We start from the raw sequence: 18,057 nt of genomic DNA, 5'->3' as shown, positions 1-18,057 counted from the left end.
AAATTATATATCATTACTAGTAAACAATCAATAAATCTATTCCATTAACTTAAGCATGTTACTCTCTTCATTAATATATGGAAGTTTTCCTACCACTTCATACACATATCTTTGATTTACATTATTATCCTTCAAAATATCCTCTTTAGAAATTTCATTAAAATAAAGCATTTTACACCAAAAATCTACAAAATCATCTTTATTTACAAAAGAATTTTTTCCTTCATATTTTACTATAAATCCATCCTTATAGCTCTCTACAATGGTCATATTATTATCGTTAAATTCATCATTATTTAATATACTAGAAACATCTTCCCACATTTTTTTGAACTTAATCATAATATAGATACCTGCTACTCAAAATATAGATAAACTATCCATAAGTTGCAGCATTTCTCCTTTCTTTTTAATTACCAAAATTATTTTATTTATTGTTATAATATTTATGAGTAAACATCATCAAAATTCTACTCTATAGTTATAACAGCATTTTCCTCTCTTAATGGTTAATTTTCTCCACTTATCATTATGAATAGTATAACACATTAAAGTAAAAAGTCAATTATATTTTGATATAGTGCAACATAATTGTGGTATATAATATATTATATGTTGTATTTTTTAATCTTCCACCTTTAATAAACCATTATTCAAAGATATAGATATATCAAATTTTCTTTTTATATTATTATCAAACATAATACTTAAGTGACTACTTCCTATTTCTATAATTTCCCCTTTACCAAAAGTTTTATGCACTACTATATCACCTTTTTTTAATCCATAAGTATTTTCCTCAAAATCCAAATTACATTCCCTTATAAATCTTGATAATTTCTTGGCTTTACCCTTTACAGTATTAGAATAACTAAACCATATATTATCAATAGTTCTTGTAATTGCTACATAGAAAAGTCTTCTTTCTTCTTCTATATTATTCTCTAAGCTATTTTCATGTGGTATTATTCCCTCATTGCAATTAACAATGAATATATTTTTAAACTCCATACCTTTTACTCCATGTATTGTGCTTAATATTATACAGTCGTCATTATCTTTTTTGTTATTATTTATACTTTTTTTTACTTCTTCTACATGTACTAAAAAAGGAATTATATTATTATACTCTGTACAAGATTCTTTAAATTCCTCAACAATATCTTCTAATTCAGATATTTGAATTTTGAATTTCTTACTGTACTCTTTTAAATAATCATGGTAACCTATATTCATTAATATATACCCTATAGCACTTTGAAGTGATATTTTATTTAGATAATTTATATCCTTTTGTAATCTATCTATATTTTTTATCATAAATACTGGAATATTTTCTAAAGATTTTAGTTTCTCAAAACAGTCTTCTTTTATAACATTATTTCTTATTTTTTCTATATTAACTTTACTTATATATCTAAAAGGTTTATTTATTATTTTTAAAAAACTTTCCTTATCACTAGCATCTATACTAAGCTTTAAATAAGCAATAATATCTCTACATATGAAGTGTTCAAAAAAATTATACTTTTTGTCTAAAAGTCTAAAGGGAATTTTTTTTCTTATAAATTCATCTATTAAACTCCTACTTTCAATATTAGTTCTATATAATATTGCATTGTTATTGTATTTATAACCACTAACACTTTTAAGTTTTTGTATTGTTAATGATATTTTTTCAGCTTGCATATTTTCATCAAAATTATTTAAAATATTTATTTTTGTAGTTTTTTGTTTATGTGGTTCTATCTCCTTATCATTTCTTAATTTATTATTTTTTATTAAATTACTAGAAAGATGCACTATATTACTAGGATTTCTATAGTTCATCCTTAAATAAATTTTCTTTCCTTCTTTAAAATTTTTATCAAAATCTACCATACACTCTGGTTTAGCACCTCTAAATCCATAAATACATTGGTCTTCATCTCCTACCGCAAAAATAGAATTGTTCTCATTCAACAATTTGAGCATATCTATTTGTATACTATCACAATCTTGAAATTCATCTACTAATATGTACTTAAATAACTTTCTATATCCATTCAGTATTTTACTATTTTTTAAAAAAAGCTCCTTACATTTTATCTGCAAATCATCAAAATCTAACAAATATTTTTCTTTTTTATACCCTTCATATATTTCATAACAGTGTTTAAATATATCTTTATCAATATTAGGTTCAAATTCTATCATACTCTCTGTACTAGTTTTAAATAATGATATTGTATTTATTACTTCCCTTACTTTTTCCTCTGAAACCTCATCTAGATAATTTCTAAGAACATTTGTAATAATTCTATAAGTTACATTACTATCAATAATATTAATATTGTTATGATGATTTTTTAATATTTTATAAAATAACCCATGAAACGTTCCAAAAAACGGTATATAACTATAATTAATATTCTTATTATTAGTAATCATTGATTTATATCTTCTTTTCATACTAAGTGCAGCTGCTTTTGTAAAAGTTATTACTATTATATTTTTATAACTAATATTTTTATCCTTTATCAAATGAAATACCCTATTTATTATAACAGTGGTTTTTCCACTACCTGGTGCCGCTACTACTAAGCTATTTCTATTATTTGTATAAACTGCTTCACTTTGATATTTATCAAGTTTCATAACCCTCTATTATTCCTCCCTATAAATTATTCAACAAATTATTATAACTCAAATTAGTAAATACCTAAATATTATACTTTTCTAATAAAAAAAATTATTAACTCAACTTTTGTACAAATAGCATTTACTTAATTATTCTAATGAATAAAATAGTTGTAATAATGCGATATACGTATTAAAATATATTTTGATAAGTTTTTTATGTATATATCCAATTATATACTTTTTATACTTATTATACTTAAAAAAATGATAGAAGGGAAAAATTATGGGTAGAGATGTAACTTTTGATGTAAGAGACGAAAGAAATTTAACGATGTTAGTTGATTTTTATGAGCTAACTATGGCAAATGGTTATTTAGATAATGATGTAGCTAATAAAATTGCATATTTTGATATGTTTTTTAGAAAAATACCTGATGGTGGTGGCTACTGTATAATGGCTGGTGTTCAACAATTAATTGAATATTTGTCAAATTTAAAATTCACTGATGAAGATCTTAACTATCTAGAAAGTAAAAATTGTTTTTCTGAAAAATTTCTTGATTATTTAAGAAATTTCCATTTTTGTTGTGATGTTTGGGCAATACCTGAGGGTACTCCAGTATTCCCTGGAGAACCTTTAGTAATAGTTAAAGGACCTGCAATTCAAGCTCAATTTGTTGAAACAATGATTTTATTAACTGTAAATCACCAAACATTGATTGCAACAAAAGCTAGCCGAATATGTAGGAGTGCCAAAAACAGACCTGTAATGGAATTTGGTTCTAGAAGAGCTCAAGGATATGATGGTGCTATTTATGGTGCAAGAGCTGCTGTAATAGGTGGTTGTAATGCCACTGCCTGTACAATTGCTGAAGAAAAATTTGGTATACCTGCAGTAGGAACTATGGCTCACAGTTGGATACAACTTTTTGATAATGAATATGAATCATTTAAGGCATGGGCTAAAACATTTCCAGATAATTGCACACTACTTATTGATACTTATAATGTGTTAAAATCTGGTTTACCAAATGCAATAAAAGTATTTGATGAAATTTTAACACCTATGGGTTATAGACCTAAAGGAGTTAGAATTGATAGTGGTGATATAACTTATCTTTCAAAAAAAGTAAGACAATTATTAGATGACGCAGGATATAAAGATGTAAAAATAGTAGCATCTAATTCATTAGATGAATATATTATCCGTGGAGTTTTAAATCAAGGTGCAAAAATAGACAGCTTTGGAGTTGGTGAAAGATTAATTACTGCTAAATCAGAACCTGTATTTGGCGGTGTATATAAGCTAGCTGCTGTAGAAAATGATGGTGTTATAGTACCTAAAATTAAAATAAGTGAAAATGCAGAAAAAATTACAAATCCAGGTTTTAAAAAGATTTATAGATTATTTGATAATAAATCCAATAAAGCTATTGCTGATTTAATAACTCTTAATAATGAAACTATAGATGATTCTAAACCTTTGGAAATATTTAATCCTGTACACACTTGGAAAAGACGTAAATTAAAAAATTATCATGCTAAGGAATTGTTAGTTAAGATATTTGAAAATGGTAAACCAATTTATGAAAACCCAAGTGTAATGAATATTAGACAATTTGCTAAAGATCAATTATCTACATTATGGTCTGAAGTTTTAAGACTTGAAAATCCTCATACATATTACATAGATCTTTCACATAATCTTTGGAAAATAAAACATGATCTTTTAAATAGCTACACAAATCGTTTTGAAGAATAATATTAAAGCTGCTGCAATAGATTAATCACATCTTTGCAGCAGCTAATTATTTATATTTTTCCTAAAAAAAATCATCTCTAAAAGATAAATTGTTTATTTTGTAATCATTTTCCATGTAATTTTCATTGTAAAACACTTTAAACTTTTTCTTTTCCCCAATACTTTTAAATGGACATACATCTCCGTTTTTTTCTTCATCATAAAATGGACATTCTTCAAAACATTCTATTTTTTCATCTGACGTAGTTAAAAAAGGACATAGTTTCATATTTGCACCCCATTTCAAATATATCTTCTGCAAAATAATTATAAAACATTATTGAAAAAAAATGAATACATTTTACAAAATTTTAAAAATATTTTATCAATTTTAGTTTTAACCTTTACTAATAAAAACAAGGCTCCTTGGTAAAAATAAAATTATTATATTATTGTATAAGGAGCGTGATACCATGTATATAACAAGTATCTCATTATCTTATGTATTTTTAGGCTTATCACTTATTTCTCTATTATTTTTTATATATTTCAAAACCATATTATTAAAATCATCACAAAACAATAACCTTAGCAAAAAAATTATTGGTACTATGAAAGATCCTGAAACGTGGAAATCTAAAAATAATCAAATGGCATATGTTTCATTACTATGGACTGTACTATCTATGACTATATTTATATTTTTAAAATTTTTTTATGGTTCGAAATTATTATCAATCATTTATCTGTTTGTATATATAGCACTAATTGTAGTAACCATTTTCATGGTCATACTTCAAAAAAATGTTGTTAAATAAATTTAGTATACTTGAAAATTAAAATTTAAATTACGTATTAAAAAAGAAGGTTGATTTTTATTGTATCACCCTTCTTTTTTATTTATGAGAATTTAATATAATATTTCTTAAGTCTGATAAATAAACAAATTTTATACCTTTTTTTTCCATGGATTTATATTTATTTTTAATAGCTCTTGCAGTTACAGTTCCCCCATGCTCTCCAACATGTCCAATAGCTATAGCATATCCTTTTTTTAGTGCTATTTCCGTTAACTTATCTAACTGCTTTTCAATATCAACTTTCCTTTTTGAATTATCTAAAAATATATCCCTAGTATAATAATTAACTCCTAATGAATTACAAATTTCTTCTGCACGACATTTGCTAGTAGTCTTACTATCTAAAAAGTAAATATGTTTTTCTTTAGCTACTTTTAATAAATTTTTTACAACTCTTTCATCCTGCATTGCTTTAGATCCCATATGATTGTTCATACCTTTGGCATATTTTATCTGTTCTAATCCTTGTGTTACTCTAGATTTTATTTCTTCTGAAGATAAATTTGTAGTTATTCCTTTAGGTCCTAACCAACTTTTTTTCCCATGTTTAGGTTCCATAGGCATATGCAATATAATTTCTAATCCTTTATCATGTGCATCTTTAGCATCCTTTTCACTATTTTCTAAAAAAGGCATCACTGCTGCTGTTAGTGGTATATCCATATTCAACATTTCTTTAGTTCCATCACCAGAATTTCCAAAATCATCAACAACTATTGCAACATACACTTCATCTGCTGGATTATCTTCAATACATCTAACGTTTTTGACAATATAAATCATAAAACCAATAAGTATCATAACAAGAACAGCTATTACAATTTTGTATAATGATTTTTTTCTTATTAATATAATCATTTTTTTCATCTCCTCAAAATAATTATATTTAGTAATTTTATTTTTATGACCATAAAATATTAGATTTAAACTCTATTCAATCTTGTACTACATGTTATAAAGTGTTATATTATAACATGTATATATTTATGAAAAATTTAATTAATGGGAGAGATGAACATTGAGACATAAAAAATTTTCTCTGATACTTGCTGTGTTATTTCTTTTTACTATATCTGGAAATGTATTTGCTCAAACAAATATATCAAAAGAGCCTCCTAAAATTTATGGTTCTGCAGCTATAACTATGGATGCACAAACTGGAGAAATAATATATGCTAAAGACATTGATGGTAAACAATACAAACAATTAAATAATACTAAAGGAATGTATCCTGCAAGTGTAACTAAGCTTATGACTGCTTTGTTATTTGCTGAAAATAAAGATAAAAAAGGATTGAATGTATTAAATTATACAAAATCAGCTAAAGAACAACCTAAATATTCTTTAAATACTGACTATCCAAATATAAATTTCAATATTGGTAAACCTCTTTCAGTTAATGACGTAATGAATGCATTGCTTTTATATTCAGCTAATGATATAGCATATACAATTGCAGGTAATATAGGAAAAACTGATTCTTATGATGAAAATTCTAAACAAGCAGTAGATAACTTCCGAAAAATGATGAATGATAAAGCTGCTGAATTAAAGATGAAAAATACACATTTTATAACTGCTAATGGATTACATGATGATAATCATTATACTACTCCATATGACTTAACTTTACTCGCAAGAGCTGCTTTAAAAAATAAATGGGTAGCAAAAACAATGAATACCAAAAAAGGTGTTTTAAAGATTGATGGAAAAACTATACCCATTGAAAATAGAAATAAATTGTTAGGTGAAAACATTAATGGTGCTGTATGTATAGGCGGTAAAACCGGATATACTTCTAAATCTGGAAGATGTTTAGTAGCTATATTTGAAAAAGATGGTCGTAAAGTAATAGGTGTAGTTATGCATTCTATATATGATGCTAAAGATAGCTTCGTATTTCAAGATATGAAAAAAATAATAGACTGGAGTTTTAATGTAAAACCAGTTAATTATATGAATAAAAATACTACAATAAAAACTGCTACTTTAAAATATAAACCTTTTAAATTTTTTGGTCCAGAAAAAACACTAAAGGTACCTCTTATATTAAAAGAAAATATCACTTATTATAACAACAGTATAAATAAAAAAGAATTTAAAACTAAAATTGATACATCAAATTTAACTTTCAAAAATTTAAGTTCGGAAAAACCTGTATCTAAACTAATAGTTTCTGAAAGAGAAGCAGTTAAATCTTATGATTTATATACAAATGTTTCTAAATCTCAAATATTTAAAGATAACATTTTACTTTATGTAGGTTTAATTGTAGGTTTAATTGTAATAATTATTTTAATAATGTTTATAGTATCTTTAATTAAAAATGGAAGAAGACGTAAACGTAATAGATATTGGAGATAAAAAATGCGGTTTTACCGCATTTTTTTTATTTTAAAATATGTTATAAAAGTTCAAATATTATTAAATAATAAAGTTAGTACTATGACAAAAATCTCATAATGTAAAAACATGGAATAAAATTCTTCTGTTAATTAATTGACAAAATATATTTATATATCGTAATATATAAATATATAAATATTACGATAATATATGGAGGTATTAATATGAATAAAAAAATTCTTATTGTAGGTGGCGTAGCAGGTGGTGCTTCTACTGCAGCAAGACTTAGAAGGCTTGATGAAAACGCTGAAATAATAATGTTTGAACGTGGAGAACACATATCTTTTGCAAATTGCGGACTTCCATACTATATAGGTGAAACTATAAAAGAAAGAAAAAATCTTCTAGTCCAAACTCCAGAAGCCATGAAAAATAGATTTAATATAGATGTAAGAATAAATAGTGACGTTATATCTGTTAATACTAACGATAAAAAGGTAAAAATTAATAGTAACGATAAAGGTTGCTACGAAGAATCTTATGATTATTTAGTTTTAGCTCCTGGTGCAAAACCATTAAAACCAAATATTTCTGGGATAGAAAATAATAAAATTTTCACATTAAGAAATGTAAAAGACACCGATATAATTAAAAATTTTGTAGATAAAAATAATATTGAAAATGCAATAGTTGTTGGTGGTGGATACATTGGTGTGGAAATGGCAGAAAACTTAAAAGAAAGAGGTTTAAATGTATCATTAGTAGAAGCTGCTCCTCACATACTAGCACCTTTTGATTCTGATATGATAACTATAGCAGAAAAAGAACTTGAAGATAATGGTATAAATCTTTTGATAAATGATGGCGTTAAATCTTTCGAAGATAAAAATGATAAAGTAAATGTATTATTAAACAGTGGAGCAAAACTTTCTTGTGATGTTGTGATACTCGCAATAGGAGTAACTCCAGATACTGATTTTATAAAAAACACAAAAATTGAAATGGGCCCTAAAGGTCATATAATTGTTAATGATAAGCTGCAAACTAATGTTGAAAATATATATGCAGTTGGAGATGCTGTAGAAGTAGTAGATTTCATAAATGGTAAAAAAACAGCTATACCACTAGCCGGTCCTGCTAACAAACAAGGTAGAATTGCCTCAGATAATATTTGTGACATTCAATCTACTTATAAAGGAACTCAAGGTACTTCTGTAATTAAAGTATTTGATTTAACTTGTGCCTGTACAGGAAATAATGAACGAATCCTTGAAAGACATAATATAAATTATAAAGTAATATATGTACTTCCTCAAAGTCATGCATCTTATTATCCTGGTGCAACACCTATAACTATGAAATTAATATTTAATGATGAAGGAAAAATACTAGGTGCTCAAGCTATCGGATATGATGGTGTAGATAAAAGAATTGATGATATAGCTGGAGTAATAAGATTAAATGGTAAAATTTCTGATTTAACTGAACTAGAACTTTGTTATGCTCCTCCTTACTCTTCTGCTAAAGACCCAGTAAATATAGCTGGATATGTAGCAGAAAATATATTAACTGGAAAATCAGAAATAATACTCCCTAGAGAACTAGATTCATTTAATAATGAAACAACTATACTACTTGATGTAAGAACTGACCTAGAACGTGAAAATGGATGTGTAAAAAATTCAATTCATATTCCTATAGATGAATTAAGAGATAGATTAAATGAATTAGATAAAAATAAAGAAATATGGGTTTACTGTCAAATAGGTCTTAGAGGATATATAGCAGAAAGACTTTTAAAACAACGTGGTTTTAAAGTAAAAAATATAACTGGTGGTTATAAAATGTATATGATAGGTAAATTTAAACCTTCAAAACAAAATAACTCTAATACATCTCCTGATAGTAAAAAAATTCAAGCTGAATTTGTGAAAGATTTAGATGCTACAGGCTTATGCTGTCCAGGACCTTTAATGAGAGTAAAATCTGCAATAGATGAACTTAGAGAAGGTTCCACTCTAAAAGTAACTGCTTCTGACCCTGGCTTTTATGAAGACATAAAGTCTTGGTGTAAAAAAACAAACAATGAATTACTTGAACTAAATAAAAATAAAGGAATAATTACTGCAACTATAAGAAAAAATGGTGAAATAAAAAAAAATACTAATATAAATAGTGGTAATTTGACTCCTATAAATGATAACAAAACTATAGTAGTTTTTAGTGGTGATTTAGATAAAGCTATAGCTTCTTTCATAATTGCTAATGGTGCCGCTGCTATGGGTAAAAAGGTTACTATGTTCTTTACTTTCTGGGGAATCAATATTATAAGAAAACATGAAAAAATAAAGGTAAACAAAAATTTTATAGAAAAAATGTTTGGAAAAATGATGCCTAGAGGAAGTAAAAGATTAAAATTATCCAAAATGCATATGGGTGGAATAGGTTCTAAAATGATAAGAGGAATAATGAAAAAACACAATGTTTCTTCTTTGGAAGAATTAATAGAATCTGCACTAAATAATGGTGTAGAATTAGTAGCTTGTCAAATGTCTATGGATCTTCTAGGTCTTAGAAAAGAAGAATTAGTAGATGGTATTAAAATCGGAGGCGTTGGATATTACTTAGGAGAAGCTGAAGATTCTAACGTTAACTTATTCATATAAAGTAAAAAGTAGAAAAAACAGAAAACAAATAAGGAAGATTTTGAAAAACAATCTTTTCAAAATCCATTAGTTATAAATTCAACTTTCGCAGTTGAAAAATAGTCGCTACGGAAAATGATATCTTGCGCAGAAACCTTTCACTTCAGTAACAAGTTCTAAGCTTTACTCATATTGAAAAAAGATTTTTTAATTAATATTCCATAGGAATCAGTAATTAAAAAATAACTTTTTTCAAATTCGTAAAGCTAAGAACTTGTAAACTTTGTTCAAATGTTTCTTACGCAAGATATCATTTCCCTTCGCTAAGAAATGTTTTTTTACTGCGAAAGTTGAGTTATTAATTTTTAATTATTGTTAAAAGTTTCTTACACAATATATCATTTTCCTTCACTAGCCAGTATTTTTTTACTACAAAAATTTATCTTAAAGATTATATTTTTTCAATATTTCTTCTTTTAAATATCCATTTTCATAGAACAATTCTCCATCAGCATAAATTTTTCCGCCTTTTCTCATGTTACAAAGCATATCCCAATGAATTGCTGACTTGTTCTTTCCTCCTGCTTCAGGCATTGAATCTCCTATAGCCATATGAATTGTTCCACCTATTTTTTCATCAAAAAGCATATTTCTTGTAAATTTTTTAATTCCATAGTTAGTTCCAATTGCTACTTCTCCAAATCTTGATGCTCCTTCATCTATTTCAAGAAGTGAATGTAATAATTCTTCGCCTTTATCTGCAGTAGCTTTAACTACTTTTCCATCTTTAACTTCAAGTTTTATACCTTCAATTTCTTTTCCCATATATATTCCTGGGAAACTAAATGTTATATGTCCATTTATTCCATTTTCCACTGGAGACGTAAATATTTCTCCATCAGGGAAATTAACCTGTCCATCACAATTTATCCATTTTCTACCATCTATATTTACTTTAATATCTGTTCCTTCAGAAATAATATGTACTTCCTTTTTATTGTTTAAATATTTTATCCATCTTTCATGATTTTCACTTACTTTTTTCCACTCTGCAACTGGGTCTTCACAGTCTAATAGACCTGCTCCATATACAAAATCCTCATATTCTGTTAAACTCATAGATGCTTCTTGTGCATATGCATATACTGGGAACTGTGTTCCAACCCATCTTAATGATCCATCTCCCATTTTATCAGAATAAACTTTTCTCCAACTTTTAGCACCCTTTACTGAAAACTGAATTTTCTTAGAGTCAACATTAGAACTTGCCTTTGTATTTTTATTTCCCCAAGCACTAATCCATACATCTGCTTTTTCAAGTGCATACTTCAAAATGAAATTTTCTTCTTGCAGCTGTTCGTCAGTACTATATTTTAATTTAGCACAACCAACTTCATGCGAATTTAAAATTGTTTCTACATGAGCTCCTGCCTTTATTGATTCTTTAACAACTTCCACCATCCAAGGTTCTGCAACTTCATCACACATAACCAATACAAAATCTCCTGGTTTAACCTTAGTTGAATAATTAACTAATAGTTTTGCAAGCTTATTTAAACGTGGATCTGTCATATATATTCCTCCTTAAATTTCATTCTAATTATATTCTACCAAATCAAGAATTTATTCACAATATATTTTCTTCATAATTAATCTAATTTTGAATATTTTCTTTCAATTCGTGTTTACTGTATTATACTTAATTTACAATCAATATTGCTTAAATATTTTAAATTTTATCATAATAATAAAAGGATACCTTTATTCACATACAGAAATATTATTTAAACTTTATTTTTTACCTATAAAATTAATGACACATTTATATGTAAAGGAGTATTAATATGCAAAGGTTATTTATAAAAATTAATGGAATAGTTCAAGGAGTTGGTTTTAGACCTTTCGTATACAATTTAGCCTGTTCTTTAAATCTAAAAGGTTGGGTAAATAATAATTCTGAAGGTGTTTATATAGATATAGAAGGAAGTAATGATAACTTATCTTCTTTTTTAAATACTTTAAAAACATCACCGCCACCATTATCAAAAATAGAAAATATACTCATAACCGAAAAAAAATTTATGAATTATAAAACTTTTAATATAAAAGAAAGTAAAAAAAGCAAAAATAATATTACTTTAATTTCTCCAGATATAGCTACCTGCAGTGAATGTATAAAGGATATTAAAGACCCCAACAATCGCAGATATAGATATCCTTTTACAAATTGCACAAATTGTGGTCCAAGATTTTCTATAATAAAATCCATCCCATATGATAGAGACAAAACTACTATGAAAAAATTCAAAATGTGTAATACTTGTTTTGAAGAATATACTAACCCATGCAATAGAAGATTTCATGCTCAACCAAATGCATGCAGCACTTGTGGTCCAAGAGTATGGGTTACTGATAATAAAGGTAAAAAAATTCAATGTAAAAATCCTATTAAATATGCAATAAACTCACTAAAGGAAGGTAAAATATTTGCAATTAAAGGTCTTTGCGGCTTTCACTTAGTATGTGATGCTTCAAATGAACAATCCGTAGAACTTTTAAGGAAGAGAAAAATTAGACCTGACAAACCTTTTGCAGTAATGATCAAAGATATACAAACAGTAGAAAAATATTGTTATGTCAATGATAAGGAAAAAGATTTATTAACTGGCATACAAAAGCCTATTGTATTACTACATAGAAAAAAAGAATACGATTTGCCACAAAACATAGCACCTAAACAAACAACACTAGGAGTTATGCTTCCTTACACTCCCCTTCATGAACTTTTATTTGAAGATAATATAAAAACACTAATTATGACAAGTGCTAATGTAAGTGGTCTTCCACTAGAATATAAAAATGAAAATGCTCTAAACAATTTAAGTAACTTAGTTGATTACTTTTTACTTCATAATAGAGACATATATATTCCTGTAGATGACTCTGTGGTAAAAGTTATTAATAATAAAATAAGAATCATAAGAAGAGCCAGAGGTTACGTACCTCAACCTTTAAATATTACTAATATAAAAAACATTTTAGCTTGTGGTCCAAATATGAAAAATACATTTTGTATATCTAAAGAAAATTTTTTATTTTTAAGTCAGTATAATGGAGATTTAGAAAACTTAGAAACTATAAATCATTATAAGAGAAACGTAGAACATTTTAAAAATATTTTTTCATTTGATCCAAAATATGTAGCCTATGATATGCATCCAAAATATACTTCTACTAAATATGCAAAGCAATATAATCTACCCCAAATCCCTATTCAACATCATCATGCTCACATAGTTAGCTGTATGGCTGAAAATAAAATTAAAGAAAAAGTATTAGGCATTGCTTATGATGGTACTGGTTATGGATCTGATGATAAAATATGGGGTGGAGAATTCCTACTATGTACATACAAAAACTTTAAAAGACTTGCTCATTTAGCTTATGTAAGTTTGCCTGGTGGAGACAGTGCTGTAAAAGAACCTTGGAAAATGGCTGTATCCTATATATTTTTTACTTTAAAATCAAATCCTAACTTTATAGAAACTTTAAATAAAAAAACTTCTATAGAGTTTAAAAACTTAGAAGATTTAATCTATAAACTTTACAATAAAAAAGGTATATTACTTACTAAAATAATAAAAAATAACATTAATTGTGTTTCAACTTCAAGCATAGGAAGATTTTTTGATGCAGCATCAAGCATAATAGGAATACGACAAATTATAAGTTACGAAGGTCAAGCATCTATTGAATTGGAAAATATAATCAACTCACATCAAAATAATAAATTTAATAAAGATCTTTCATATGATTTTTCAATAAAAATATGTGATAATTACATAATTGAACCTTATAAAATTATTGAAGAAATTCTTATAGATAAATTCAATAACGTACCTAAAGATGTAATGTCTCTTAAATTTCATAATACCATAATTAACTTTTCAATAAAGATGTGTGAAATTTTAAGGCATGATACAAAAATAAATTCTATTGCTTTAAGTGGTGGTGTTTTTCAAAATGCTTACCTATTAACAAATTTAACTAAAGAACTTCAAAACAATGGTTTTAATGTATATACTCATAAAGACATACCAACAAATGATGGAGGTATTTCTCTAGGCCAAATTATTATTGCTAACGAAAATATTAATGGTTAATTCAACTTTCACAGGTGAAAAGTGGTCGCTACGGGAAATGATACATTGCTTAGAAACCTTTCACTTCAGTAACAAGTTCAAATGTTTCTTACGCAATATATCATTTTCCTTCGCTAACCAGTATTTTTTTAACCCCAAATTTGCTGCATTTCTCTGGAACTTTTTAATAAATCATTTAATTTTCCTTTAGATTCAATGGTACCATCTTTCATTAATATAATATTATCAGCTTGCTCTAAAGCAAATCTTCTGTTAGATACAATTATACAGGTTGGTTTGTTTTCTGTAAAAAGTCTTGTCCAAAGTTTTTTTTCTGTTTCTATATCAAGAGCACTTGAAATATCATCAAAAACAATTAATTGTCCATTTCTTACAAACATACGAGCTGCAGCGACTCTTTGTACTTGTCCTCCTGATAATTTTACTCCCTTAGGGCCTATTACTGTGTCTAAACCATTCTCAAATTGTTCAATATCTTTTTCAAGAACAGCTGAATTTATCGCTCCCTTTAAATCTACCGATTCTTCTGAAATTCCAAGCAATATATTATTTCGTACTGTGTCACTAAACAGGTTAGGAACCTGAGAGGTATACGCACATATTGGTGGAATAAAAAAGTTTTTTGGCATTTTAACTATCTCTCCATTCCAGTACACTTCACCAGAATCTGCTGATAAAAGTCCAAGTAATGTTTTCAATAATGTAGTTTTTCCTGACCCTGTGCGACCAGAAATAACTGTAATTTCTCCTTTATTTAAAGTAAAGTTTATATTATTTATTCCTTTTTCTGAATTTTCATAGCAATAGTTTAATCCTTTTACCTGTAAGGTATTTAAACTCTTATGTTTAAAATCCATATTAATTTCATTATGTTCATTAATATCCTTTTCTTTTAAATAAATTGGCTTATGTTTTATTATCTCATTACTGTTTTCACTTTGAATTAAGTTTGTCATACGTTTAAAAGATATTCCTGTCTGCTTATAATTTATAAGAAAATTCCCAAAAGATTCTATACTATCAGTAACAAAACTCAAATAATATACAAATAATGCAAAATCCCCTACAGAAAAACTTCCATCTCTCATAGCCTGCCCAGCTAGTAACAGAATTAATCCTATTCCTAAATTTACAGCATTACTATATATTGAATTAACTAGTTGAGTTAAAAAAGAATCTTTAATCATTAAATGATGTCTTTTTTCGTTTAACTTCTTTAAATTATTAACTATATATTTTTGTGATCCTGAAACCTTAATTGCCAGTACAGATTCAAATATTTCTCCAACCGCTCCAGTTACATCGGCTGTTGCCTGTCTTGAGTGCTCTCTATTTTTTTCAATTCTTTTTTGTAACTTTTCACCTAACATTCTTACAGCTATTACAGGGACAAAAACTAATAATGTTATTTTTGCATTTATTTTTAACAAAATTATAATTGAAAAAATAGAAAATGTAATTTGACCTATAAGCCAAGACAACCAACCTATAGAAGTTTCAACTTGTTGTACATCATCCCTAAAAGAATTTATAGCTTCACCAATAGATGTTTGTAGCGCCTTTGCACCAGCTTTTTTTAAAATGGAATCCAACATATTTCGTCTAAGTAGTGTACTAATTGAAAATTTATGCAATGTCTCTCTTCTAAAATTTAATTGAATTGTTAAAATCAACAATAATGTAGATATTATTATCAAAAGTATCAAACCACTTATACCAATATTTAAAAATGACTTTCCACTAATAATATCAAAGAACTCCTTTATAATAAAGCCATTAACTAATGTCATCATATGAGTTACTATCCACAATATAACAATAAATAAATATAACCATGGTTTGTATTTTATTAACTGCCAATAACAATGGCTTGTTTTCATATCCTTTGAATTCCCTTTCATTAAACAAGCACCTCCTCAATATTATGTTGCAGCAAGTTATAATATTTAGACTCGTCATTATTTAAAAGTTCTTCTCTTTCCCCACATTCTACTATATTTCCATTTTCAAGAACTAAAATATCATCTGCTCTCTCAAGAGTACAAAGTCTGTGAGCTATTATAATGCATGTCCTATTTTTAAGAAGTTTATTTAATGCACTTTCAATTAATTGTTCAGTTACAGGATCTATTCTTGAAGTTGCTTCATCTAGTATAATCAATCCAGGATTTCTAAGAAATACTCTGACAAAAGCAAGTAATTGAGCTTCACCTGCTGATAAATTTCCGCCACCTGTTTCTATAATAGTATCTAACCCATTTGGAATATTATCATACCATTCTCCTAATCCTAAATTCTCTATTATATTTAAAATAATTTCGTCTTTAATATCATTATTAAACAAAGTTATATTATCCCTAACCGTAGAACTAAAAAGTTGTACATTTTGTGTTACATAATCTATATTCTTTGATAACTCCTCTGAAGAAATATCTGCTATATTTTTTTCATTTAATAAAATCTCTCCGCTATTCACATCATATAGCCTTACAAGAAGACGTGCCAAAGTGGTTTTCCCACTACCTGTATGCCCTAATATTCCAAGTACTCTACCTGACTTTACATTTAGTGAAATGTTTTGTAATACTTTTACACCTTTCTCATATTCAAAATCAACCTTGTTAAACTTCACTGATAATGGTTTGGATAAAGATGTATTGCTTGTCCCATCTTTCATCTTTGATTTAATATCAAATAATTCCTTTACCCTTATAATACTAGCTCCTGATACCTGTAATTCTTGAAGATTAACTCTAATTTCTTCAATTGGTCGTCTTAAAAGTTCAGTGTAATTAAAAATTAAATACACAGTTCCAACTGAAATTAACCCCTTTTTATATAAATATGACGATAAAGTAAAAGCAATAATATTTCCAACTGCAAATATTATCAAAGTAGCTGACCACATACTTGCCCAAGTTAAATTTGCCTTTTTAATTATTGGAAACATTTTTCTTATAATTTTATAAAATTTATTCATAACATAATTTTTAGCGCCACTTGAAGCAATATCCTCAGTGCTTGAAATGTGTTCTCCTAAAAATCCATAAAATTCAGCATTTATTTCACTAGCTTTTACCCAATAATCTTGAGTCTTTGATTTTACATACCATAGAAAATACATAGCAATTATAGAGAACAGGGTTAAACCTAAACTAATTCTCCAATCTTCTCTAAGAAGTACTAGAAGTATACCTACAAGAAGTAAAAAATTGCTTATTATATTTAAAATAATATTTGAAAACAGACCAAACAATTGCGATACATCACCGTCCACCCTTTCTATAAGCTCACCAGGTTTATGTGCTTTATGAAATGACATATCTAAATTTATGCAATGCTCAATTAAATCTATCCTTAAATCATTAGTAACCTTCCATGCAATATTTTCACCTAAATAAGTAAAAATAATATTAAACACCTGCCTAACAATTGCTACTCCAATGTACATAATTGCAGCAATAGTTAAATTTTTAGCTAAAGCTCCCTCCTTAGCTGCATCTATAAAATAACGTGTAATTTGTGGATTTATTAATTGGAGTCCAATGCTTACTGCTAAAACTAATACAAGTAATATCACACTAAGTTTCTGTGATTTTAAATACTTTGAAAATAAATTTATATATTCTTTTAGTCGTAATTTCATAGTACTATACATCCCTTTCAAACTATCCCCTAA

12 protein-coding genes are annotated in these 18,057 nt (G+C 26.9%); 5 read left to right on the top strand and 7 right to left on the bottom strand.

Annotated elements, in window-relative coordinates; all coding sequences use genetic code 11:
• Positions 1 to 36 precede the first annotated feature (36 nt).
• Positions 37 to 342, bottom strand: a complete 306-nt coding sequence (locus ACFIJ5_RS05955) for a hypothetical protein (RefSeq protein WP_379804989.1) — start codon at positions 340 to 342, stop codon at positions 37 to 39.
• A gap of 282 nt (positions 343 to 624) precedes the next feature.
• The gene (locus tag ACFIJ5_RS05950) at positions 625 to 2,637 is read right to left on the bottom strand and encodes an ATP-dependent helicase (protein ID WP_379804986.1); all 2,013 of its coding nucleotides are present in this window, start codon (positions 2,635 to 2,637) and stop codon (positions 625 to 627) included.
• 268 nt (positions 2,638 to 2,905) lie between these two features.
• Between ACFIJ5_RS05950 and ACFIJ5_RS05945 the strand changes: the two genes are divergently transcribed.
• Positions 2,906 to 4,384, top strand: a complete 1,479-nt coding sequence (locus ACFIJ5_RS05945) for a nicotinate phosphoribosyltransferase (protein WP_379804983.1) — start codon at positions 2,906 to 2,908, stop codon at positions 4,382 to 4,384.
• A gap of 61 nt (positions 4,385 to 4,445) precedes the next feature.
• On the opposite strand, the gene ACFIJ5_RS05940 is transcribed toward ACFIJ5_RS05945, so the two are convergent.
• Positions 4,446 to 4,652 carry a hypothetical protein gene (locus tag ACFIJ5_RS05940; RefSeq protein WP_379804981.1) on the bottom strand — a complete coding sequence of 69 codons (207 nt, stop codon included), beginning with the start codon at positions 4,650 to 4,652 and terminating at the stop codon, positions 4,446 to 4,448.
• A gap of 184 nt (positions 4,653 to 4,836) precedes the next feature.
• Here ACFIJ5_RS05940 and ACFIJ5_RS05935 point away from each other — a divergent pair, with 184 nt between their 5' ends.
• Complete coding sequence (locus ACFIJ5_RS05935; RefSeq protein ID WP_379804979.1) at positions 4,837 to 5,181, top strand: hypothetical protein; 345 nt, start codon at positions 4,837 to 4,839, stop codon at positions 5,179 to 5,181.
• A gap of 78 nt (positions 5,182 to 5,259) precedes the next feature.
• Here ACFIJ5_RS05935 and ACFIJ5_RS05930 read toward each other — a convergent pair whose 3' ends face one another.
• A complete protein-coding gene (locus ACFIJ5_RS05930; protein WP_379804977.1) occupies positions 5,260 to 6,081 on the bottom strand; it encodes a divergent polysaccharide deacetylase family protein in 822 nt (273 codons plus the stop codon).
• A gap of 160 nt (positions 6,082 to 6,241) precedes the next feature.
• On the opposite strand from ACFIJ5_RS05930, the gene ACFIJ5_RS05925 reads away from it, so the two are divergent.
• On the top strand, positions 6,242 to 7,588 hold the full coding sequence (locus tag ACFIJ5_RS05925) for a D-alanyl-D-alanine carboxypeptidase family protein (protein ID WP_379804974.1): 1,347 nt from the start codon (positions 6,242 to 6,244) through the stop codon (positions 7,586 to 7,588).
• A 206-nt stretch (positions 7,589 to 7,794) separates the two neighbouring features.
• A complete protein-coding gene (locus ACFIJ5_RS05920) occupies positions 7,795 to 10,236 on the top strand; it encodes a DsrE/DsrF/DrsH-like family protein (RefSeq protein WP_379804971.1) in 2,442 nt (813 codons plus the stop codon).
• A gap of 423 nt (positions 10,237 to 10,659) precedes the next feature.
• Here ACFIJ5_RS05920 and ACFIJ5_RS05915 read toward each other — a convergent pair whose 3' ends face one another.
• A complete protein-coding gene (locus ACFIJ5_RS05915) occupies positions 10,660 to 11,787 on the bottom strand; it encodes an aminopeptidase (protein ID WP_379804968.1) in 1,128 nt (375 codons plus the stop codon).
• 272 nt (positions 11,788 to 12,059) lie between these two features.
• Between ACFIJ5_RS05915 and hypF the strand changes: the two genes are divergently transcribed.
• Positions 12,060 to 14,378 (top strand): carbamoyltransferase HypF, encoded by a 2,319-nt coding sequence (gene hypF / locus ACFIJ5_RS05910; RefSeq protein ID WP_379804965.1) that lies wholly within the window; start codon positions 12,060 to 12,062, stop codon positions 14,376 to 14,378.
• A 128-nt stretch (positions 14,379 to 14,506) separates the two neighbouring features.
• Here the strand turns inward: hypF and ACFIJ5_RS05905 are convergent, their stop codons facing one another.
• Together ACFIJ5_RS05905 and ACFIJ5_RS05900 are read right to left on the bottom strand one after the other, a co-directional pair.
• Complete coding sequence (locus ACFIJ5_RS05905) at positions 14,507 to 16,279, bottom strand: ATP-binding cassette domain-containing protein (RefSeq protein WP_379804962.1); 1,773 nt, start codon at positions 16,277 to 16,279, stop codon at positions 14,507 to 14,509.
• Complete coding sequence (locus ACFIJ5_RS05900) at positions 16,279 to 18,024, bottom strand: ABC transporter ATP-binding protein (protein WP_379804959.1); 1,746 nt, start codon at positions 18,022 to 18,024, stop codon at positions 16,279 to 16,281. Before ACFIJ5_RS05900 ends, ACFIJ5_RS05905 begins: the two co-directional genes overlap by 1 nt.
• Positions 18,025 to 18,057: the final 33 nt, after the last annotated feature.

Origin of the sequence: Haloimpatiens myeolchijeotgali (assembly GCF_042688525.2) — a bacterium.
Lineage (GTDB): Bacteria > Bacillota > Clostridia > Clostridiales > Clostridiaceae > Haloimpatiens.
Note: the sequence above shows the minus strand (reverse complement) of the source record. Positions and strands in the feature narration are given on the sequence as shown.